The following is a 23,205-nucleotide window of genomic DNA, read 5'->3' on the forward strand; positions in this document are numbered from 1 at the left end:
TAAAGCACCTGCCAACGGCTGGCGCTTTATATTTTTAAAAACACAGTCAATGCCGATATATTGCCTACTTGCAATTGGCTTAAGCGATTTTAGTATTGAAATGCTGAAGAATTTGTTTAGGCGCTGCAATAACTTCTCTGCGGGCATAGTCAAACCATTCTACTTCTTTAGTAACTTCTGCACAGCACTCGTTTTTTGAGTTGAAAAAGCAGCTTTTAATATTAATTTTGTCGTCTATATAACAATGTTTCATCTCAACAAAAAATTGTTCAGTAAACATTAGATTTTTATAACAAACCAATACATGATTTCCTTCCTGAAGTCCCAGATGCAAAGTTTTGAGTTTCTCTTTTGTAAAGCCGTTATTAAACAAAAAATGATATAATAATCGAAGCGTGTATGAAACATACGCATTACTTTCCATTACCATTAAATCATCGACGTCTTCTCCGGCAACAACATAATTTTTGCAGATCATTTTAAATTTAGTTTTGGGTTATTAAAAAAAGAAGTCAGTTTAGCATGAAACTGACCTCATAACATTGGTCATGTTTAATGATCTTCTCAATCAAAAAATATCAAGTTAGCCAATAGTATCGGGGAATTCCTATTATCTAAACATTTGATGTTTTGAAAACGATCATTTAACCAATAAAAAATTGTAGCTGATTTTTATTTTATCAGCAATTTTTTTTCTGACCAGACTTGGTATTTCTATATCAAAATCTTCGGGTTTTACTTCAAATGAGCCAACAATAGCAGCGCCGTTGGCAGCTTTCGAAATTTTCAGGATTATGGTCACTGGCTTTGTTTTTCCGTGAATGGTAAGATCTCCTTTTAAAGTAAAATTACTAGGTGTATTTGTAATTTTAGAAATATCAAAATCTTGTATTTTAGCTTTTAAAGTGGCCTTTGAAAATTTTTCAGATTCCATATAATTTTCATTGAAATGCTCTTCCATTAAAGCAACCTTAAATCGGAACCCTTTTATAAGAACCAAAGCAGCAAAATCTCCGGTTGACTGCTCTAAAACGGCAGATACACTTTTATTTTCGGCAGCAACTTCTTCATACGAAGGCATAGAAGCCTGAAATTTTATATTCCCTGTTTTTGTGATTAATTTTTGCGCATATCCTTCTGTATTTGCAGCAAAAAACAACAGTAATAAAAACAAATTAAAAAATGATTTTTTCATAGTAATTAATTCTCTTTTAGTCCGTCTGTGTTCCATTTTACGATCAAATCAATATTGGCCTGAGACATTCTACCTCCTTGAGGCATAAGTCCTTGTTGACCATTTTGCAATTGAATTCGGCTTAATAAACCTGCACTTTCAACTGCACTTTTTACTTGTGCATAAGTAGTTAATGGTCTAAAAGAAGCAGATCCGCCACTGGAGTGACAACCAGCACAACTGGCATCTATAATTGATTTTACATTTTTAGTATAAGTAATTGCTACAACAGGATCTGTTCCTGGATTGGTTCCTGGATTGGTTCCTGTTTTTGGTGGCGTTTCAATATCCTGATAAGTATCAGAATCACTACAGCTCGTAAGTGCAGCCAGTAAAATTGTAAGTGCTATTATTTTTTTCATAATTTGTTGTTTATAGTTATTAAAATACTCTGTATAAGTTAAATCCAAAAAAGAAATCTCCTTTGCCCCAATTCCCTGCAGCATTAGTAAGGTATCCGCTCTCGCTCATAGATTGCGAATTGGTAAATATTAGTTGAAAAACATGTCCTCCGGTTTCGATATCCAAACCTACAGACAATGGATCTTTGTAAAAGCTTGGGGCATCAAAATTGTGCATGTATTCTAAGTTAACAGATAATCTTTTGGTGATTTTATAACGGCCACCTCCTCCAAAAGAAAACTGATTATCTCTTTCTATATCTGGATTATAAAGGTTTTTGTGTACAAATGAAGGCACTAATTCCAATGATAATTTTTCACTAACTTTTCTCGATATTAACAGCTGTTGTACGTATGTCATACGATGCTTAAATTCTAAGCCGGGATATTGATCTTTTTCTAAAAATGTATTAATATCCGCAACACTATAACCAACAATGTCCACAGGAAAGCTGTCGTCTTGTCTCATCATTCGGTATTTCAGGCCGGTTTCATACATTTTGTTTAAGGTATGTCTGGACAGACTAACAGATAACCAATCTGTAACTCCATAAATACCGCCTAATTTTGTAGTTGCATTATCAAGACCAAAAAAACTATCAAAACCATCTTTAACAGAGCCAAAACGATGTGAGACTACAAAATAGAATTCTTTTTTTGCAGCCATTTTTGTCGTTTGTAACGTTACAAGTTGCAGTGCTTTAAAAGTAGCTGTAGAGTAGTTTGGATCTACCTGAGTTGAATCAAGACCCTTGAGCAAATCGTCTTGTGAATATGACATAGTTGCCAAAAAAAGACATATTGGGACTAAAAATTTCTTCATAAATTGATTAATTATTTTGTTTAATAATGGTGCATTGGTCTAGTTTAACTTCTTGAAATAGTTCGTCATAACCAATACATTTGCCCTTAACTTTTACTTGCTTATTTATAAGTTTGTCTTTTGTTTTTTGAGTAAACAGACAAAAAACAGTATTTTCGAGTATGATTACAGAATCAGTTTCTTTTGTTACGTTTCCTGTGATTTCAACAGTTTTATTGAGATATCGCAAATTTGCTTTATCTGGATTTGAGTTATAATCTGTAATTAGTTTTGTTGCGGCTATACTGAAATCCGGCACCTCTGATTCTATATGGCGGGCTTCCTTAAAGAGAAATCCGTAATAAAAATAAATGCCCCCAGAAACCAGTAGCAACAGGGCCGCAATTACAATTGCTATTTTTTTTCTTTTCATATTTATGCTTTAATTTCAAATAGAAATAATTCTCTTTCATTTAGAATATTAAATCTTTCTAAGTGCGTTTTTAATTGAATATTGATCTGATAATTCACTTTTCATCAACCAAATAAAGGTATGTTAGCAGCCGTTTTTTTTTGATTTAGGGCATAGGTCATCCCTTTCAGAAACAAGTACATAATTTATAATTACATATTTGCTGCTGATTTTTGTGATCAAAATTCTGATTGTTGTTTAATTCATATTGATCTATGAATTAGTAGTGTATTAGAATACCACTTTTATTATTTCAAATTAGCCCAATGAAAATTGGACTAATTTGAAATTTTATAAGTCTTATATTGCAAGTGGTATGTCTTTTACAGGCACTGGCCAAACACCCGGGCTAGGAAAACTAATTCCTTTATTAGAACCTCTTACGCTGGCATCTTGTCCAAAATAATACAGAGGCCAACCGTTGTAAGTCAGTTGAGATTTACCAAATACTGTAATAACAGCAAATTTAGATTTGTCAAGAATAGAAGGAACAACAATTTTGTCTGTTTCATATATTGGCCAAACAGCATTGTTAGAAAAATCTGCTTTTGTGAAATTGTTTTTATTGAAATTATCATTTTTGAAAGTATACAGTGTTATTCCTTTAGCATCTGTAAAGTAGGTAGTTAAGCCATCTCCAACAGTGTAATCTGATTTGTAATTTTTACCGTCATGTCCTACAAGCTGGCTTTTTACAATCATAATAGAATAATCCGGTTTGGCAATGAACCAAACACCGCCAACTCCATCTCCAGTTGTTTTTCCGGCAGCTTCTGGTGTATTCACTCCTCCGTTACCATATCCATCACCTCCAGAAACTGGTGCATAATAATACAACGGCCAGCCTTTATAGGTAACTTGTTTTTTACCAGATGCAGTGGTTACTGTAGAGAAATCTGATAATGTTAATCCTGTACCTAATTTATCGGCAGTTAAATTATCTACTACAAAAGCAGGCCATAAAGCTTCACATCCGCCTGTACAAGATACCTGTCCGTTTGCATCTGTCGAGAAAAAATACAAAGATCTTCCGCTTTTATCAGTAAGATAAGAGCCTAATGTTGCACTTGTAGAAAGATTAACTTCTGTTTTTAATACCGGAGGAGCAGGAGTGCCAGTGTCATTGTTATTATCACTACTACAGCTTACAAAAAATGTTGTTGTAGCAAGAGCAACTAAGGCGAGTTTAATTTGTTTTAATTTCATGGTTATTTAATTAAATTAATATTGAAATGGGAAAAAAGTACTTTACAGAAGAGGTAAAGTGTTTTATTGGAATAGTTATATAGGAGGGAACTACATAAGCTTTTTATGAGCATTCCCTTCAATAATCCTGTTGGTTATTGTTACGAACTGTCATAAAAAAAGCCACCTTGATGGTATAGTATTAAGTTGTTTAATGGAATCATTTTTTTCTTTTAATAGGATTCAATAGTAAAACAGCTTTGATGCAGATTACCCTACCAAAGAATTGTTATTTTATGAAAAAAAAGATAAAAAAGAAGTACAAGAGTTTTTACATCCCTTGTATAGAGAGTGTTAGAATGAAACTCTAAAACTCATGTTTGGGGTTCTTTGCAACGAGAATGTTTCAACTTCCTCTATAGAATTTGTTAAGGAGCTTATTCTATAGTATTCGCTGATTTCATTTTTTCTGTTTAGAATATTCAGGATTGATATTCCTAATTTGTATTGAATTCCTTGCGTGGTTTCCCACTTGTAAGTAGAGGAAATATTGACCTGCGAAAAAATATGCACATTGGTACTGTTTGGTTTATTGTAAACTAATACAGGATTCGAAAGATCGATCTTAGAAACGTCCGGAGATGTTTTTGGCCTTCCAGAAGACCATTTTGTTCCCAAAGCGATTTTAAAATTGTTTTTTTCATAAATCCCAGCCCATGATACTGTATGAGTTAACTCAAAGTTGTTGGGAAAACTTGGAAATTCATAATTGGTAAAATGATAGTTGTTGTTGTTATAAGTATAACTCAACCAGGTCAGAAAGTAATTCAGCTTTTTTTGAACCAGAACTTCTGTTCCTACAATTTCGTAATCGCCAGTTGTTCTCACAAACTCTAGTTGGTTCTGAAAACCTTGGCTGGAGGTTGTAATTCCGGTTACTTTTTTATAAAAATTTTCTACATCCAGCAGCCAGTCGTTCTTTTGATAGAATAAATTTAAAGATATTTGTCGGCTTTTTTGAATAGGAATTGTTGTGTTATTCGAGATAATCCAGCGTCTTTTTTCGATGCCAAAATAATCTTTTTGCAAATCAATAATTTGTTGGGAATTTTGACTTTTTAGCTCGCCCAGAAGCTCTAAATTTAAGTTTTTACTGATCCCATAATTAAATTGAATTCGGGGTTCTACAATAATTTTTTTGAATTTTTCAATATAATTAATTCGGGCTCCAGCTTTAAAGTATATTCTGGAAAGCGTATCGTTGTATTTTCCTTCCAAAATTAAGGCATGGGTTCTTAGTACGTCTTTAACTTTACGATAGAAATCCGGATTACTTACCTGTTCAAAATTTGTAATACCAATTTCATTAAACTGATAACCATCGTTAAAAGTAAATCTAGAGTTAAGGATGTGGTTATTCTCTAAATTAATTCCATTATTGTTAACTACATTTTCTTGAGTAACAATTTGATCTCCCATGGTGGTCTTTTGGTTGGCCAAAAGTTTATAAGAAGAGTTGTAAATATTAATTTTAGTTGTGTTAGAATTGTTCCACTTTCTTTTCCATGACAAATTTCCGCCATAATTTTCTTGTCGTAAAATATTATTCTCCGATTTATTCATGTCATATACAGTCGCACTTTGAAAAACCGTCAGTTTATCCTTTATGGTAATTAAATCAAGTACTATTTGGTCTTTGCTTCCAATTTTTTGGGCATATTTAAGAGTTGCATCATAAAAACCAAACTTTTTATCGCTTTGATAATCGACATTCTGTTTTTCTGAAAAATCAGTGATTGTAGTGTTTTGAAATACTTTATTGAAATATTCTTTATAAGTAGGCGTTTCTACAAAATCAGTAATAGATTTGCGCGCTGAAATTTCGACATAACTCTTTTTCGTAAGATTGTATTTGGCATAAATATCGGCATTGATCATATTTATTCCTGCACTAAAAGAATTTTTTTCGGCTGTTTCGGGAGTAGAAGAAATAGCCACTACACTAGAGACACTTTCTCCGTAAAAGGCAGAACTTCCATTTTTATAAATAGAAATGGTATGGGCCAAATTGGGATTGAAGACCGATATTAAACCAAAGAAATGCCCCGTCTGGAACATTCGTATTCCATTCCAAAGAAACAAGTTTTGGTCGTGTGTGCCACCGCGAACATTAATACTGGATACACTTTCATCCAGACTATTGACACCTGGAATTTGCTGCATTGTTTGTAAAGCATCAGGTTCAATAAGACCAGGTAGAATACCAAATTTTTTGGGTTTAATTTCAAAGGATCCATCATTGTTTTTTGAAATCCCTGAAGCCAGGATCGCATTAGCTTTAATTTCCTGAAGTTCTGTAATTTCAGGTTCTAATAGTATTTGGAGACAATTGCCTGAGTTTTGATTACCCGCCACAATTCTTTTGGTTGTGAACCCAACGTGACTAATCAAAAATACAGTTGCATCTTCTTTTTTGAACTCAAAATAACCGTTTGAATCAGTTGTAACCTGGGTTTTATTACTGAGATTAATATTGGCGTTTTCAATAGGTTTTTTATCCGTACTGGAAAAAATGTATCCACAAATCATCTTAGATTCCGGATCTTTTTTATAAATATTAATGAATCTGTTTCCTATATTTTCAAAAGACAGATTGGTGTTTTGCGCAAGATATTGCAGTTTTTGATCTAGAGAAAGTGTTTTTTTTGGAGGATTTAATTGCAGTCCGACAATATTATCTTCAGTATAATTAAAACTAACCTGATACTGCTGTTCAATATCAATTATGATTTTTTTAAAAGACATAGGTTTTCCTTTGTCCTGAGCAAAAATATTCAGGACAAGGAAAAATATAAAAAACAAAAAATGAAATTGTTTGGGGAGCAACATTTATTTTTCGTCAAAAATTATTTTATTTTTCGAGACTTTCTTGGCTTCTAAATGATAAGTTGTACTAATAATTTGCAAGGCAATATCTAGGTTTTTAGCGGGTAATTTCCCTGTAAATAATGAGATCGTATCTTTTGTTTTTAATTCGATTTTAATATTATATTGTCTTTCAACTTCGTCTAACAGGTTTTGGATATTTTCTTTATAAAAAGATATCTGATTTTCTGTCCATTCCGGTTTCAAGGAGCGTATTGTCATTTTAATTTGTTTCCCGTTTTCAAAACTAACGCCTTGTCCGTGAGTTAATAAAATTTGAGTATTTGCATAATTTACCTTAACACGTCCTTCATAACACACGACATCAAACCTGTTTTTTCGGGCTCTAACGTTAAACTGAGTTCCTAAAACCGATACTTTTCCAAGACTGGTCTGCACTTCAAATCGGTGGCCTTTTGCTACCCTGAAATAAGCTTCACCTTTTAGTTCCAGATGCCTGTTGTTGTCCCAGTCCCATTTTTTATAGTTTATTTCAGAACCGGAATTTAGCACGACCTGAGAATTATCAGGCAATGAAAAAGTGGTCTTTTCGCCATAATTTGCTGTTTCAGTTTGAGCTACAAAGAATTTCAGCGCAAAGGTAATTCCAAGGAATAAAACAAATAGGGCTGCAGCTTTGAACACCCACTTTTTGTATAGCGGAACTACTTTTGGAACTACTTTTTTCTGACTCAGAATACTAGATAACATAGCATTTTCATCCAAATCATCTACTTCTAAATGATCTGTATAATTTTTTATCTTTTGGTATTTTTCAAAATCGGGACTTGCTTCAAATTCAGCTAATTCATCCGGAGATAAATCATTGTTGAGCCATTTTGCTAATAAGCGATTTTTTTTCATTGTACTAGTATTATATATTAAAACAAGTGGAACTAAATTTACCCTACTTTTATAAATCAATTTCTTTTCGAAGGCTTACCAAAGCCAAATGAATGCGTTTTTCGACCGCCTTTACGCTAATGTTTAACTCCGTGGCAATTTCGCTGTATTTTTTTCCGTCTATTCGATGCATCAAAAAGGCAATACGCTGTTTTTCGTTTAAGTTTTCGATAGCCTTCAAAAGTTTCGACTGAAATTGTTTTTCTTCCAAAAGATATTCCGGATTTTCATTTGTTTTATCTATACCCGTGAAGTTTTTTTCATATCTCAAAACAACTTTTTGATGTGCAATTTCGTTGAGACTGCTATTGTTTGCAATCGTATAGATATATGATTTTGCTTTTTCCAGTGGTACCGAGGCACAGTTTTGCCAAAGTTTTACAAATGCTTCCTGAGTTAGATCTTCTGCCTGATCGATATTGCCAAATTTGTAAAAAAGAAAATTCCGAAGTGCTTTTACATGACTTTTGAAAAAAGACGAAAAGATTATTTCGTCGCAAGTATTTGATTGGTTTTGATTTGGCATTTGAATTTTTCAATTTGTACCTGACAAAAGTATTTGTTTTTATTTTAAGTAGGGTAAAAGCAAAGCTGATTGTTTTATAGAAGTATAAAATGCTATTACCTTTTGATGATTTAGTACAGAAGAAGGAACCGAAACCTTTGATGCCGAATTTATTAAAAAACAGATTCTTTAAATTTTATTACCTTTGTAAAAATATAAATATGTTACCCTTAAAAAAATATTTATCACTAATAGTTTTCTTGTTCTTATTGTCTTGCCAAAGCGAGATGGATGAGCAAGGTAGTAATACACAGGGAACAATTACAAGTGTTTCTCCTCTTACGTCTTATCTGCAAAGGGTTGCAATGGTAAAAACAGTGCAGGATAATGTGATTGACGGATCCAGTTATTGTACGATAAAGTTACCTTATACCGTTACTGTTAATAATACGCAAATCGCAGTTAATACCACCGCAGATTATCAAAAAGTAGCAGACAACATCAATGCAAATACTTATGATGATGATGTTGTAAAAATTAATTTTCCGGTAACAATGGTGTATTATAACTACATCGAAAAAAATATTCCCAACGAAGCTGATTTTAATTCTTTAATTGATTATTGGAATCTTTATCCTGATCTTTTATCCAAAATCAACGGACTAAATATCAATTATCCTATTACAATTAATATTTATAACAGTGCCAATCAAATTGCAAGTTCTGTATCGATTATAAGTGATCAGGCATTTTTTAATTTTATAAAAAATTTGAGTGCCAGCCAGTATATTTCCTTAAAATATCCAATTTCTATAGCAGATTACAATAATCAGACAAAATCAATTACAAGTAATTTAGAGTTCGAAAATGCTATCAAATATGCTATTGATTCCTGTCCTGAAAATAACATTGTATCACTTGATTTTACAGCAGCAATAACAAATGGTTCTTGGGGAATACCTTATTATTTTGATGATTCAGAAAAAACTTCCTCTTATAGCGGATATTCATTTGTTTTTAAAAGTGACAAATCTGTGGTTGCAACAAAAGGGGCAATTACTGAAACCGGTCAATGGGATAGTACAATACAGTATGGTGTTCGAGAACTGCAACTAACTTTTAGTTCAGAATTACTGGGTAAATTAAATAGTAATTGGAAGTTATTTGAGTTTAATAACTCGCAAATACGATTACGCAATGTAAGTAATACTACTGATTATCTTTATTTTGAGAAAAAATAAATTCTGATTATACTAAATTGAAATCTATTATTTTAGAATGAATAACGAAAGAAATCTTAAGGCGGTAGCTTATGGAGAGGTTCTTTGGGACGTTTTTGCCAATGAAAAAAAGATTGGAGGCGCTCCATTGAATGTGGCTTTACATACGAAAACATTCGGATGCGAAGTGGCGATTCGTTTCTCGCAGCTTTAATTACCTGTTTAATTACCGGAAAAGCACCACAATATGCTATCGATTTTGCATGTGTAGTTGGAGCATTAGTAGCTGAAGCGCCGGGAGCAAACCCTGAGATTTCGCATTCTAAAATTGAAAATTTAATATCAGGAATTAAAATTTAATTTTTTTTTAGATCAAGAACAATAAAATAACTGCTGTGCCAACAGCAGGGCTTTGTTACACCTGGATATAAATTCCATTTTTGAGTTTTCAGAATTCTTAAATTTAGCAATGCAAAAGAGCAATTGTTGTTCAATATCTATTATTCTCCATACCTTATATTTCAAACTTAAATTTTAAAAACTAACAACTGGAAAATCCAATTATTTATTATGTGGATTATCTTAATAAAAGTTTGGCATTATGTTATTTTTTGTATAATTTGGTAAAGACTTTGTTAACGATTTTTCTAAAAACATGAATTTTTAATAAACTTAAGACCAAAGTTTTTACACCTCCTCAATTACTGATGTGAGGTTATGTTTCTTATAACCTACAATTAAAAGAAAATAAAACAACAATCCCAAATTGAAAAACAATGAACCAAGTAATTGAAGAGTACCAACAATCTAAGCATATTCAGGATTTTCTTTTGATAATTAAACGAAAATCAGATGATTTAATTAATTATTTTCTGATCGGTTTTTTTATTGTAGGCTTGCTTCTTGCTTTTTACTATGATACATGGCAAATTGGAATAGGAGTTGGAGGTTTATTATTGATTGCGTATTATTCCACAAAAATTGTCCTGCCCAAATCAAATTTGTACCAATACGTACTCAGTGTTGTATTGGGGATTTTTATGGCGCAGTTTATTTATCAGATGCATGGTATGTTCGAAATGCATTTTGTGGCATTTATTGCAAGTGCAATGCTTATCACTTATCAGAACTGGAAACTACAAATACCACTTATGCTGGTTGTTACAATTCATCATGCACTGTTTGGTTATTTTCAATACATTGGTTTTGATAAAATCTATTTTTCTCAGTTAGATTATATGTCCCTACAAACCTTTATTATTCACATGATACTCGCAGGTGTTATTTTTTCTATTTGCGGATTATGGGCATATCAATTTAAAAAATACAGCGAGGCACATATTGAACTCATTTTTAATAAACGTGAAATCGAAAATCAGGAATTGAGAACGGCGAATTACGAGCTGGATCGTTTTGTTTACAGCACATCACATGATTTGCGTGCGCCGCTAAATTCGATGCTTGGTCTTATTGAAATTGCTAAAGATGACACTCATGAAGAACTGACGCTTGAGCATCTTAAAATGCTGAACAGAAGTGCGAAAAAACTAGATGGTTTTATTTGTGATATTCTTGATTACTCCAGAAATTCTCGTATGGAGGTCGCTATAGAGCAGATTAATTTTACTGATCTTTTGAATGATGTTACCCAGAATCTAAAATTCATAGGCGACAATAACAGAATGGTTGAATTTAAAATTGAAATTACCGGACAAACTTCTATTTACTCTGATAAAAATCGTCTTATTACCATTTTTAGCAATCTTGTTTCAAATGCTATTCGATATCAAAATCCCAAAATTTCAAATCCTTTTGTGAGTATTAAAGTAGATACATCGCAAACCGAAACCAGAATTGAAATTCAGGACAATGGTATAGGTGTCGATAAAGAATCTCAGGTGAAAATATTTAATATGTTTTATCGTGTATCGCATGAATCGGTTGGATCAGGACTGGGGTTATATATAGTAAAAGAAGCTGTTAGTAAACTTAATGGCGAAATAAAAGTTCAATCTGAAATAGGTACAGGTGCCACCTTTATAATTAAAATTCCAAACCAGGAAACCAACACACCAAAACAATAAACCAAATCTTAATCATGGATCAAGAAACTACAAAACCAACCTTCAAAAAAATCTTAGTAATAGACGATAATCCTACAGATCGTTATATTGCAAAGCGAATGGCTGAAAAATATCATTTTGCCGAAGAAATAATTCTACAAGAATCTGCTCTTGAAGCTCTTGATTATATTAAATCATTAGAAAATACACCCGAATTACTCCCACAATTTATCTTTTTAGATATCAATATGCCCGGAATGAATGGATATGAATTTCTGGAAGAGTATAGAAAACTTTCTGAAGCTATTAGAACAAAATGCATTATTTTAATGATTACTACATCCATACATCCGGATGATTTTATGCGTGCAGAGAATAACCCTTTTGTATTTCGATTTCTTAACAAACCTCTCGATAAAGAAAAGTTTAGATTCATTGAGGATGAGTTTTCATCAAAAAAGTAATATGTGTTACAGTTGTACTAATAGTTTTAAAACCGGTTGCTTGTTTTTTTCTAGGCGTGGGACTTTTCTTATATTAAGTATTATCTTAAATGTTATCGCAGAATTTTCGTTTCTATAGAGAATAAAATCAATAAGAATATCGTTAAAAATTAAAAACGATGTTATGGGCTTATTTGATTTTATGATAGGGGAAATTGCTATGGATTTAGGAACAGCAAATACCTTAATTATTTACAATGGAAAAATAGTAGTAGACAGTCCATCAATTGTAGCCAGAGATATTAGAAACGGAAAAATTATCGCTGTAGGCAAAGAGGCTAGTTTAATGCAAGGAAAGACGCATGAAAATATTAAAACGGTTAGACCACTTAAAGATGGAGTTATTGCAGATTTTGATGCTTCAGAGAAAATGATCAGCTGGTTTATAAAAAATATACCGGAATTAAATAAAGGTTTTTTTTCTAGGGCGCTCCGAATGGTGGTTTGTATCCCCAGCGGTATTACTGCAGTCGAAATGAGAGCCGTAAAAGAGTCTTGTGAACGTGTGAACGGGAAAGAAGTTTATTTAATTCACGAGCCCATGGCAGCAGCTATTGGAATTGGTTTAGATGTGATGCAGCCCAAAGGAAATATTATAGTTGATATTGGTGGAGGAACTACAGAAATTGCGGTTATTGCCCTTGGCGGGATAGTTTGTGATAAATCCATAAAAATTGCCGGGGACGTGTTTACGAGTGATGTATTGTATTATATGCGAACTCATCATAATTTATATATTGGAGAGGCTACAGCAGAGCGAATAAAAATTGATGTGGGTGCCGCATTGGAAGAACTAGAAGACGCTCCTGATGATATAACAGTTCGCGGAAGAGACTTGCTTACTGGTAAACCTAAAGAGGTTAAGATTAGCTATAAGGAAATTGCAAGAGCTATAGATAAATCAATACAGAGAATTGAAGACGCGATTATGGTAACGCTTTCGTTGACGCCACCAGAATTGGCTGCTGATATTTATAATACCGGATTGTATCTCGCTGGAGGAGGAGCAATGCTGCGAGGTCTTGATAAAAGAATATCGCAGAAAACGGATTTACCAGTTTATATTGCCGAAGATCCTTTAAGAGCTGTGGTTATAGGTACTGGTGTTGTTTTAAAAGATATACCTAAGTATAAAATGTTGCTAATAAAATAAATTTCTTGTCGTAGATAAGGTTAGGTCTGCTGACAACAACTTACATTATAAATAAATGTAAGTTGTTGTTAGTTAGACCCTTTTTTGTTTTGTCATATTTAATATTTGTACAGTTTATAATTTTTAATTTCCTGACCAATTAAGAGATAGTGTATAATAGAACTGGGACTTGTATTATATTTGTAGTTACAGCAGGAAAAGTTATTATATAAAATCAATAATACTTAAAACAAATTCCTCTTGTATTTATCCTGTGGTAATCAATATCTTTATGAGAAAAGAACACCTTGAAGTAATAGAAAAGTTATCCGCTCACTCCATTAATTACTTGGTAGTTGGCGGCTGGGCAATTCTATTTAATGGATTTAAAAGACTTCCAAATGATTTAGATATTTGGATTGATAACAAAAAGGAAAATATTGAAAGATTACAAAAATCAGCAATCTTATCTGATACAATAATTGACGATAATTTTTACATTAAAATTGTAAAGAATAATTGCAAGATAGAAATGATATCTCATATGAATGGCCTTAATTTTAAGGACAGTTTTGAGAATAAAAAAATGATAGTTATTAGTAATAATGCCATAAACTATCTAAATATAGAAGACATCATAACCAATAAAAAATTTTTAAAAAGAAAAAAAGACCTAATTGATTTAAACCGAATTTTATGCCAGTAACACTTAATTTACAATTACCACAAAAAGAATTTTATGTTTTTAAAAATGATTTGGAAAGCATAAATTCGATTGCAGATTTTATTATAGCCGGAGAAAACAGTTACTGGGATCAGTACAATGAGTTATACAAGGATAATAATTATCTCTTTGAATTGTCTTGGGAACTTTATGACTTAATAACCAATGAGAGTATACAGTTAAAGCAATTTTATGGGGAGAAGGAGATAGAAAAATTTCCTTTTAATTTTTATCATCAAAAATCAAATCCTGAAGATCGCAGGGTGTTTTTATCTTCATGGGAAAATACAATAAATCCATTTCTGTTAAACGATTTTTTAAATAAAATTATACCAAGTCCCATTTACAATACGCTAAATGAGGAAACTAAAACTCAGATAAGTAAGATTGTTACGCTTACTGAAATAGCAATGAAATACGCCATCAGAATAAGCATAACTACAGATCCTGATTAAAACAGTGAGAAGTGCTTAACTTATAGTATTGCTATGAAAAATGAGATTGAAAATATGCTTACTGATTATGGGCTTTTGGGAGAGAAAAGTATTTTACCCATGCTAAGTGATTTCCAGGAGGAACAAGAGATTAGGGATTATTGTTGGGAAGTGCTGAATTCCTATCCGAGTCTAAAAAAAGAAACGTGGTTTATAGGATTGGAAGGAGGAGACTATATTTACAGTTTTGAAGGTAACTACATTTTTATTACCGATGATATTTGGAGTTTCGATCTAGTCGCCAAACAAGCTGTATTGGAATTACTTGCAGAAAAGATTAAAATATTAAAAATGAGCAGAGCCTAAAGTTGTATTTTAGATTACTTCTGGAAATATTTCATTGAGTCGGAAATTTAAATAAAAAAGACTTGTTTAAAATTTAAATTTATCTAACCATTATTCCATATATGGACAAAATAAGAACAGTAATTATAGAAGACGAGCCAGCGATAAGAAAAGAACTGGAGTGGTTGGTTTTACAAGAAGAATCCCTCAAGTTAGAAGCGATTACAGGTTCAGTAAAAGAGTCGTTGCAAATCATAGAAAATATAAAACCAGATTTAGTATTGATGGATATTCAACTAACAGATGGTAACGCTTTTGATATATTAAATCAAATACAGGAGCCAGGTTTTCATATTATTTTTATCACCGCCTATAATCATTTTGCCATAAAAGCTATTAAATACGGAGCATTGGATTATCTTCTAAAACCAATTGATGGCAATGAATTTTCAATTGCAATACAAAAAGTCAATAAAGTTAAAAGTACTGATTATCTGAATCAGCTTAATGTTTTGAAAGAGTATAGCGCTGTGAAATCTGTAGAGATGAATTCCAGTATTTGTATCACATCTTTAGATTGTATGCAGATAATACGCCTAAATGAAATTATATATCTATCAGGTGAGGGATCTTATACTCAAATTCATCTGGAGAATAAAAAAATAGTTACAGCTTCGAAACCTTTAAAATACTACGAAGATATCTTGCCGGATGCTTATTTTATAAAAACACACCAGTCCTATATCGTTAATAAAAACTTCATTGATAAATACATGAAAACAGGGATAATAATCATGAAAAACAATTCTGAAATTCCTGTTGCTACGCGCAGAAAAGAGTTTGTTATGGATCATTTAAATCCTTTGAGATAATGAATAAAATTGTGCTTTTTTTGCTGCTGTTTGTAATTTCCTGTCAGAGGCAATCCGAGAAAGTAATAGTCAATCCGGAAAAAATCTTAGAAAATTTACAAGTAATAAGTGATAGTCTGGATCAAAATCCTCAAATCGACAAACTTGCATTTTGGTCTGGTAAGCTCCAACAAAAAGATTTCTCAAAAACAGGTTCGGCTCAGGCTTTTATACATTATAATCTGGCTAAAAATCTGGTAAAAAGCAATATAGACAGTTCCAAAAATCACATCAATATTGCTTTAAATTTGATAGAAAAGGAAAAAGGATTCAATGTACTTAAATTTACCATTTACAACGGAGCCGGTTTAATAGCAGAACATGAAGGCAAATTTTACCAGTCGGTATATTATTTCAATAAGTCGGCTGCAATAATTATGAATGACGATTCGCTAAAATGCAAACCATTAGCAAAAGTGATCTGCTTACTTAGTGCGGCTCAGGACAATACTAAAATTAGCCAATACCCAAAGTCAATTGAACAAAACCAGCTTGCTTTAAAAATTTTAAAAGAGCAGCCTGATGATAATTTTAAATATAATTTCAGAGCATATTCGCAGTTGTTTACCGCCTGTGAAGAAAGTAATTTTTATAAGACAGACTCGCTTCTTTTTTATATTAAAAAGCTCAAGCAGATTTCTGTAAAAACAAACGACCCAATGCAAATTAGGTTTACTAATGAGCATATAGCACATTATTACTTACTCAGCAATCAGTATAATACAGCAATACAGCATTACAATTTAGTAAAACAATATGATAAGGAAAGTGTATTGGCCGATCCTGAAAGTCCAGTTGCGATTAAAAATCTTTACACTACTATAGCCAATCTTATTGACTTGCATGTTCAAACAAAAGAATTTCCTGAAGCAGAAGATTTAATTAAGCAGGCTGATAAAATTGAAGATCAGCATTTACAGCTATTATCTTATTATGAAAAATGCCTTAATAAGAAGGCTAAAATGCATTATTATTTTGCTAAAGGAGATAATAAGAAAGCACAGAACGAAGCAAACCAGATATTGGAACTTAAAGATAATATTCTTAGAAATTCAGGTATTCAGGCTACGGAAGAAATGGCAACTATTTATGAGCTGCAAGCAAAAGACAAGTCTATTTATGGACTAAATAAAACCATTGATTATACTACAAATCGTCTTGAACGAAATAAACTGTTGCTGTTGATTGTTGGATTATTGGCACTGTTAGCAGTTTCGTGGGGAATTTTGCTTTATTTTTTCCAAAGACAAAAAAGACAAAAGCAGGAAAAGGAGAAAATTTTATTGCAGCAACAATTGCTCAGAACTCAAATGGAACCTCATTTTATTTTCAATACTTTATCGGCATTGCAAAGTTTTATCAGGTTTGATGAAAAGGAAAAATCAATAAAATATTTAAATCAATTTAGCAAACTGCTAAGAAGTAGTTTAGAATTGAGCCGCAAAAATTACGTGCCTCTCGACCATGAACTCGAAGCAATAGAAAACTACCTGAGTCTCCAGCAAATGCGTTTCGAATATACGTTTGCCTACGAAATAGTACTACCTGATACGGATGCTTCGGCCTTATTAATCCCTCCAATGCTGATTCAGCCTTTTGTTGAAAATGCAATAATTCACGGTATCGGAAATCAATCAGATAAAGGATTTGTAAGGTTAGAAATTGTGGACAAGGAAAATCAAATACTGGTCAAAATTACAGATAACGGAAAAGGATATCAGGACCAATCCAATATAGATGTTAATCATCAGTCTTTATCGGGGGCTATAGCCAGAGAACGTTTGGAGATTTTAGCCAAAGAAAATAAAATAAAGACCAGCATAGAAATTATTTCTAATGAAAATGGGACTATCGTTTTACTCACGCTTCCTATAAAAAATCAAAGGTACTAATACGGATTTATAAAGAATCTTTGCGAATATCGAATTCCATCAGGCGGATTTATATCGGTTCAAATTTATGTACATTTATTTTTCAAATTTGTATTGATATCTGAAGTAGTAAAAGTTATTGGTTTAATTTTTTACCTGAGTTTTTTGCAGAGTAAAAACAATATTGACAAACTACAAAAAAAATTATAAGGATTATGAATTCAAAATATCTCATTTTTGTTTTGTTACTGATTGTTTCATGCAAAGAATCTAAAAAAACAGAACCGTTATTAGTGCAACAAAAGAAGAATACTAATAGTAAAGAAAACTTAAATACTCCTAAAGAAGAAAAACTTAAAAAGGATAGCAAAATTGTAGAGATTGGCTATCAGGAAAAACTAGAGAGCCTGCCACACTTTGAATTGGATAGCATTGACGAAACAGAGTATAAGAGAATCCCTTTGAGTACTAGTTTTAAAAAAACTATAATTGAGAGCAATAATGATTTTTTTTATATTCAGGGAGCAAATAAAAAATATGAATTCAAAAAATATAGAGATTACAAAGGCGAAGAAAGCTGGAGTGGTTTTGAATACTTGGGTTGCTGTACTAGTTTAAATCTCGTTGCCATACGAGAATCCAGTACTGCAGAGCATTTGGGTTTTTCCGAAAACGAATTATTGGATACATCAAACGATTTTCAATATAAGATCATTTCCCTTGGGGATGGGAGTGGTTCAGTTCCAGAGCTTTCGCCAGATGGCAAATTTATGGTTTATTTCCAAAATCCGGAGTACGAATCAGGAACGCTTTCTATTGTGATTTTAAAAATTAATGACAAAATTGATCCTACTAGATTTTTAACCGAATATAAAAGCAGTTTTTCAAAAAGCGGAGATTCCATTGAGGAAATTAAATGGGCAAGTAATCGTGTGTTTTATATAAAAACTTTCAAATCAGTTGGGTTTAATGAGAATGGACAGGAGTTAAGAGATTACTTTTATTACAAAGGCGAAATTTAAGTAACAATCCAGTTAATAAGTAATATGCAAAAAAGGATCTCAATGAAAAAAACAATTATTTCTATTTTTTTTACACTGGCAATGCTAAGTTGTAAAAATAGTAATGATAAAAATATTTCTTCAGAAGCAATTGGTACAGATAGCCTGAATAATGCAGCAGTTCAAAAAGATATTATGCTTAATGATGAAAAGAATGTTGAAAAAAATGAATCATTTACAATAGATTGTGGTTCAGGCTGTGCAATGATTTATTATGAAGTTTTCAGAAAAAATAATAAAAATTTAGTCGAAATAAGATATAAAGTTACCCAGTACATCAATGAGAAAATAGAAGACGAATATTTAGAAACATATATTTTTGAAAGTGATAAAAATAGAAATTTGAGTGGTATTTATTTGAATAAGAACAAGGAAAATATCTTAAATGATAATAGCTCTCTATTAAGAGATAAATTATTAGAAATAAGTGGCAAATTATATCATAAAAAAGTATCAAGTCAACCAGATTTTAAAGAAACCGGATTTGTTTCAGGTAATAAGCCTTATAATTTAATGGCGGTGCCTTTTGACTTAAAAAATTATGCAGACAACTTACCAAATCAAATTAAAAATAGTTATTCCCCTACAGCTAAAACTAAAAAGTATTTAGTCTCAATAGGTTATGATGCAGAAAGTTATAAATGCTTTTTTATTAAAAATGATAATAGCTCGACAGAGTTAATTGTTTCCGTTTCAAGAGGTGAATCCGAATATTTTCTGTTACTTAAAGCGAATAAGGATACGTTTTTATCTTATAAAGAAATAGGAAATATAGGAGGTGAAGAAGCAAGATGTTTTAAAATTGATAAAAACTATAATGTGGTTTCTTATTGATGCAAAGAGAGTTCAAATCGGTTTTTTGGAAACAAAGGCAATTTCACTGCCATTTTTGAAAACTAAAAAAATAGCAAATGAAAAAAGTAAGTAAAAAATTAGCATTCAACACAATAGTGATGGCAGCGTTATTATCATTAGCGAGCTTTAAAAGTATCAGACAGACTAAAGACAAATCTACAGCGGCTATGTATTATAGTAGCGATCAGGAAATCACTGGTGTTTATGTTCTGACATCTTGCGAAAATTCCAGATTTAAGATTAAAATTGAAAAGAAAGCAGGAGTGTATTCATTTTTAATTTTTGATAAGAGTAAAATAATATCAAAAGGCAAAGTTATAAAGCAAAAAACTGATGATGTCCTCTATCTGACTTTTGGAAAAATTGGGGGAACATACAATGCAAATAAAATTCAAATTCAGAATTATGGAAATTCAATGAATGAATATGTACATTTTACACAATGTGATGAAAAGTATCTGTCATTTATAAAATCAGAATAATAAAATCAGATTCAACTGAAAGCCATTTGAAAAAAAATGAAGAAAAACATCATAAGCTACATCCTTATTTTATTCTTTTTGAGTACAACAATCCATTGTAAAACAAAAAAATCAAACGAGGAAAAAGAGAAAATACTTCAAAAGACAATAGTTTCATCAGAAGAAAAAATTAAAGGATATTTTAATAATGATGATCTCGAGGATTATATCATTAGGGATAAAACGCAGCCAGAAAAAAACACCCTTACTATTTTTATAAATAACGGCAAGAACTATGTAAAAAAAGGAATAATTGAAGTATTTAACGATGATTTTGAAACGGTAGAAAACCCTCTTCAAAACTTATTTATTTCAAATCCTCAAAAAGGGCAGATATTGGTTGGAGCATCTTGTTGTGGGTCGTTTAAAACAACGGAGTCAACTTATTACAAATTTTTTAAAGAAATTGACAGCTGGATCCTTTATAAAACCACAATTGCAACAATAGATTCTGATTTTCTTCCGCTTATAGATGTCACCTATAACGATTTTACTTATTCAGTTGATGGGAAAAACAGAAAAAATGAGGACTTAAGAATACAAGAACTAAAATTATTCAAAGAGCAAAATGAGACAAAATTCAATGCTTTATTCGACAAATACAAGAAGTCTAACGATACAAAAATGATTGCCAAAGAAAGCGGTAGCTTAAATTTTGACGACCTGGCAGAGATGGTCCTGAACGTACCTATAAACAAAATCAATATCACGAAGTACAATGATCTGGCTTATTATTTATTGCGTACTAAAGACGGTAAGGCTTCCTCTGTTTTTTTATTGAAAATAATTATAAAAAAGGAACCCTCCAGAATAGTGGCATATTTGAATATAGCTGATGGATATTGGGATATGGAACAATTTGAGCGTGCAAAAGAATCCTATAAAAAATACGATTCTTTAATCAGGGAAAGCGGTAAGGACATAAGTATAATTCCCGCACGGGTAAAAGAAAGAATTAAATAATCATAAAGATGAAAAAGCAGTTTTTTTTAGCAATTATTTTACTGGTTACGGTAATGACGGGATGCAAAAACAATGAAAGCTCAACTAGAGGTTTAAGTCAGAACGGGCTCCACAACGATTCTGCTGTAGACAAATCACATAGTAAAAAAGTAGTGCACGATACTGTTCAATTGTCGGTAAAAGCAAAGATCAAAGAAAATTATTTGGTGAACCTGCCTTTCAATTTTGAAGAGAAAGACAAGCTGTCTGCCAGCAATGAGTTAAAATTCAAGGAAGTATACCCAGTTTTAAAAGGAGATAAACTCGAAATAGTCAAGAAAATAATTTATGACGCCAATGAAGACAACCCTGATGAGGTTTTTCAGATCAATAACGGCACAATCATTTTTGATACCTATGTTTATTGTACCTATGGTGATTCTGATGCACAAACACTGATAAATGTAAAGAATGGTAAAATCATCTCAATAGAATCGATTGGTTATGCAATGCCGGAAAATGAAACTTACCAGTCCTTTGTAATCAACAAAGACTTGTCAATAGTTGTTTACGATATTAACTATGCAGACAGATCGAAAAAAATACTCGAAAAATATCAAATCAATACTGATGGATCAATTTCCAAAAGAAAATAGCTAGAGTTCAAATCAAATGAATGCTACAAAAAAGCATATAGAAAAATCTAAACACAATTCATCAATGAGAAGCAATCCCTTTATTACTGTTATTCTATTGTTTTGTATAGAAATAGTCTTATATATTTATATAGATTACATCGATTTGATAGTGCCTTCTTCAGAATACGCAGGTTTGATTATGCCCTTTTTTTGCTTTATGGTTCCTGCAATTACGTTTTTGATTTGGGTTTTTGTTAAAGATATGGCATATAAAAAGGAATTTAGACAGTTTTTAGTATTCCTCGTGATTGTTTCAATTATCATATTTGGTGCATTGTCTTTTTTAACTGCTTTAGGAGGAGCATATCAACATTAAAAGAGTATGAAAAAAACAAAATTAGATTATATCAACATCTTCTTAGTTGTAATTTTGGGATTACTAGTTATTCTCAATTTTGCAGTAAGATTTATAAATAAAGAGCAGGACAAGATGCTTTGGAATGCAGAAATTCATAGTTCAGCAGAACAAAATTCTTCATCAGAGAATTTAAATAGCGTCAAAATTGTAGAGGCCGTTTTTTATAATAATTTCAACCATTCCACAAGCGGTATTGATTCAGAATCAGATTGGGTAACAAATGCTAAGAGTGAAAATTCTGTTCATTTCAAAATCTGGGAAAAAGAACTTTTACCCGATTCTCTCAGCTTGAAATACTTCTCGATAGATGAACGTAAATTTTATCTGCTTACAACTCCGCTTCCATATAAAAAAATGAAAGACTTGGTTAAAGGAAAGGAGAATACTCCTGTTTTAATTTTAGAAATACGGCCGAAAGGGAAGGTTCTTTTGAAAATGATCCAAAGTGAAGAGGAAAAAACTGAACCCCAATTTGTTGAAGAATTTATTTCTAAAGAAACTACAGGAAATTTAGATATGCTGGTATACGAAGTATCTTTAGGTGAAAAGTACAATCGTTACGAAGGTATTGAGAATATTACCGATTATTCAGACTTACTTCAAAACCAATTTAAATGGTCTGTCCAGATTGAAAAGCAAGAACAAGCTGTACTAACAAGTATTTATGCATATTCTTTTATAGAGAATAGAATAGAGATCTCAGAAGATAATGATGTAGCAGTAGCTCGAAGTATTCCAAAAATATTTTACATTTATTGGAAAAATAAAAAAGAATATAATATTCAGTATGAATTGTCCCCGGTTGAAGTTTTAAATGCTTTCCGAAAACTAAACCAAACGAATACATCAGATCCCATAACCTTGAGATTTAAAGTATATAAAAAAGCATATATCCAATGCGAAATTTCTAAAAATGGTATCGTCATACCTTTAAAAGATTTATATCCTGAGTAACCATAAAGGAAGTTAGGCAGCTAATTTATAAGATAACTTTTTTTTTAAATTAAATTGAAAAGTGATGTATGCCCTGTTGGGCTTAAATATTGAAAATTGTTTTTTCACAAAAATTTATCATAATGCCGAAATAAGAAACTCACTTCTTCTGTTCATTTGGTGTTCTTCTTCGGTACAAGGCACATC

The 23,205-nt window shown here is 31.7% G+C and carries 26 protein-coding genes; 17 read left to right on the forward strand and 9 right to left on the reverse strand.

The genetic code is table 11. The features are described 5' to 3' along the window. Positions 1-79: 79 nt before the first annotated feature. The 9 genes from LPB88_RS21255 to LPB88_RS21295 form a co-directional block, all read right to left on the reverse strand. Positions 80-478, reverse strand: a complete 399-nt coding sequence (locus LPB88_RS21255; RefSeq protein WP_230717669.1) for a hypothetical protein — start codon at positions 476-478, stop codon at positions 80-82. 162 nt (positions 479-640) lie between these two features. Beyond that, on the reverse strand, positions 641-1,195 hold the full coding sequence (locus LPB88_RS21260) for a YceI family protein (RefSeq protein WP_230717670.1): 555 nt from the start codon (positions 1,193-1,195) through the stop codon (positions 641-643). Positions 1,196-1,200: 5 nt separating this feature from the next. Further along, complete coding sequence (locus tag LPB88_RS21265; protein ID WP_230717671.1) at positions 1,201-1,596, reverse strand: cytochrome c; 396 nt, start codon at positions 1,594-1,596, stop codon at positions 1,201-1,203. Positions 1,597-1,615: 19 nt separating this feature from the next. Beyond that, entirely contained in the window at positions 1,616-2,458 is an 843-nt protein-coding gene (locus LPB88_RS21270) for a DUF5777 family beta-barrel protein (RefSeq protein WP_230717672.1), read from the reverse strand. A gap of 7 nt (positions 2,459-2,465) precedes the next feature. Beyond that, positions 2,466-2,870, reverse strand: coding sequence for an OB-fold putative lipoprotein (locus LPB88_RS21275; RefSeq protein ID WP_230717673.1), 405 nt, complete (start codon positions 2,868-2,870; stop codon positions 2,466-2,468). Positions 2,871-3,209: 339 nt separating this feature from the next. After that, on the reverse strand, positions 3,210-4,115 hold the full coding sequence (locus LPB88_RS21280; protein WP_230717674.1) for a hypothetical protein: 906 nt from the start codon (positions 4,113-4,115) through the stop codon (positions 3,210-3,212). 333 nt (positions 4,116-4,448) lie between these two features. Then, complete coding sequence (locus LPB88_RS21285) at positions 4,449-6,956, reverse strand: carboxypeptidase-like regulatory domain-containing protein (RefSeq protein WP_230717675.1); 2,508 nt, start codon at positions 6,954-6,956, stop codon at positions 4,449-4,451. A gap of 27 nt (positions 6,957-6,983) precedes the next feature. Next, the gene (locus LPB88_RS21290) at positions 6,984-7,883 is read right to left on the reverse strand and encodes a FecR family protein (RefSeq protein WP_230717676.1); all 900 of its coding nucleotides are present in this window, start codon (positions 7,881-7,883) and stop codon (positions 6,984-6,986) included. Between the two features lie 49 nt (positions 7,884-7,932). Next, a complete protein-coding gene (locus LPB88_RS21295) occupies positions 7,933-8,448 on the reverse strand; it encodes an RNA polymerase sigma factor (protein WP_230717677.1) in 516 nt (171 codons plus the stop codon). 200 nt (positions 8,449-8,648) lie between these two features. On the opposite strand from LPB88_RS21295, the gene LPB88_RS21300 reads away from it, so the two are divergent. The 17 genes from LPB88_RS21300 to LPB88_RS21380 all read left to right on the forward strand — a co-directional run bounded on the left by LPB88_RS21300 (position 8,649) and on the right by LPB88_RS21380 (position 23,019). Next, positions 8,649-9,668, forward strand: a complete 1,020-nt coding sequence (locus tag LPB88_RS21300; RefSeq protein ID WP_230717678.1) for a hypothetical protein — start codon at positions 8,649-8,651, stop codon at positions 9,666-9,668. Between the two features lie 159 nt (positions 9,669-9,827). Next, the gene (locus LPB88_RS21305) at positions 9,828-10,007 is read left to right on the forward strand and encodes a PfkB family carbohydrate kinase (RefSeq protein WP_230717679.1); all 180 of its coding nucleotides are present in this window, start codon (positions 9,828-9,830) and stop codon (positions 10,005-10,007) included. Between the two features lie 416 nt (positions 10,008-10,423). Further along, positions 10,424-11,731 carry a HAMP domain-containing sensor histidine kinase gene (locus tag LPB88_RS21310; protein WP_230717680.1) on the forward strand — a complete coding sequence of 436 codons (1,308 nt, stop codon included), beginning with the start codon at positions 10,424-10,426 and terminating at the stop codon, positions 11,729-11,731. 14 nt (positions 11,732-11,745) lie between these two features. Next, positions 11,746-12,174 carry a response regulator gene (locus tag LPB88_RS21315; protein WP_230717681.1) on the forward strand — a complete coding sequence of 143 codons (429 nt, stop codon included), beginning with the start codon at positions 11,746-11,748 and terminating at the stop codon, positions 12,172-12,174. 163 nt (positions 12,175-12,337) lie between these two features. Further along, positions 12,338-13,366 carry a rod shape-determining protein gene (locus LPB88_RS21320; protein WP_230717682.1) on the forward strand — a complete coding sequence of 343 codons (1,029 nt, stop codon included), beginning with the start codon at positions 12,338-12,340 and terminating at the stop codon, positions 13,364-13,366. Positions 13,367-13,637: 271 nt separating this feature from the next. After that, complete coding sequence (locus tag LPB88_RS21325; protein WP_230717683.1) at positions 13,638-14,051, forward strand: hypothetical protein; 414 nt, start codon at positions 13,638-13,640, stop codon at positions 14,049-14,051. Beyond that, the gene (locus LPB88_RS21330) at positions 14,042-14,524 is read left to right on the forward strand and encodes a hypothetical protein (RefSeq protein ID WP_230717684.1); all 483 of its coding nucleotides are present in this window, start codon (positions 14,042-14,044) and stop codon (positions 14,522-14,524) included. The genes LPB88_RS21325 and LPB88_RS21330 overlap by 10 nt, the downstream gene beginning before the upstream one ends. A 33-nt stretch (positions 14,525-14,557) precedes the next feature. Further along, positions 14,558-14,869, forward strand: coding sequence for a hypothetical protein (locus LPB88_RS21335; RefSeq protein ID WP_230717685.1), 312 nt, complete (start codon positions 14,558-14,560; stop codon positions 14,867-14,869). 101 nt (positions 14,870-14,970) lie between these two features. After that, on the forward strand, positions 14,971-15,720 hold the full coding sequence (locus LPB88_RS21340) for a LytTR family DNA-binding domain-containing protein (RefSeq protein WP_230717686.1): 750 nt from the start codon (positions 14,971-14,973) through the stop codon (positions 15,718-15,720). A 287-nt stretch (positions 15,721-16,007) separates the two neighbouring features. Further along, positions 16,008-17,651 (forward strand): histidine kinase, encoded by a 1,644-nt coding sequence (locus LPB88_RS21345; protein WP_230717687.1) that lies wholly within the window; start codon positions 16,008-16,010, stop codon positions 17,649-17,651. 194 nt (positions 17,652-17,845) lie between these two features. Then, entirely contained in the window at positions 17,846-18,652 is an 807-nt protein-coding gene (locus tag LPB88_RS21350) for a hypothetical protein (protein ID WP_230717688.1), read from the forward strand. A gap of 42 nt (positions 18,653-18,694) precedes the next feature. Beyond that, positions 18,695-19,525, forward strand: a complete 831-nt coding sequence (locus tag LPB88_RS21355; protein ID WP_230717689.1) for a hypothetical protein — start codon at positions 18,695-18,697, stop codon at positions 19,523-19,525. 77 nt (positions 19,526-19,602) lie between these two features. Beyond that, positions 19,603-20,028 (forward strand): hypothetical protein, encoded by a 426-nt coding sequence (locus tag LPB88_RS21360; RefSeq protein ID WP_230717690.1) that lies wholly within the window; start codon positions 19,603-19,605, stop codon positions 20,026-20,028. A 36-nt stretch (positions 20,029-20,064) separates the two neighbouring features. Next, a complete protein-coding gene (locus LPB88_RS21365; RefSeq protein ID WP_230717691.1) occupies positions 20,065-21,030 on the forward strand; it encodes a type IV pilus biogenesis/stability protein PilW in 966 nt (321 codons plus the stop codon). Positions 21,031-21,038: 8 nt separating this feature from the next. Then, a complete protein-coding gene (locus LPB88_RS21370; RefSeq protein ID WP_230717692.1) occupies positions 21,039-21,665 on the forward strand; it encodes a hypothetical protein in 627 nt (208 codons plus the stop codon). 16 nt (positions 21,666-21,681) lie between these two features. Further along, positions 21,682-22,023 (forward strand): hypothetical protein, encoded by a 342-nt coding sequence (locus tag LPB88_RS21375; protein ID WP_230717693.1) that lies wholly within the window; start codon positions 21,682-21,684, stop codon positions 22,021-22,023. A gap of 6 nt (positions 22,024-22,029) precedes the next feature. Further along, positions 22,030-23,019: a hypothetical protein gene (locus tag LPB88_RS21380; RefSeq protein ID WP_230717694.1), complete on the forward strand. Its 990-nt coding sequence runs from the start codon at positions 22,030-22,032 to the stop codon at positions 23,017-23,019. Positions 23,020-23,205 lie beyond the last annotated feature (186 nt).

It is taken from the genome of Flavobacterium sp. JAS (genome assembly GCF_020991455.1).
GTDB lineage: Bacteria > Bacteroidota > Bacteroidia > Flavobacteriales > Flavobacteriaceae > Flavobacterium.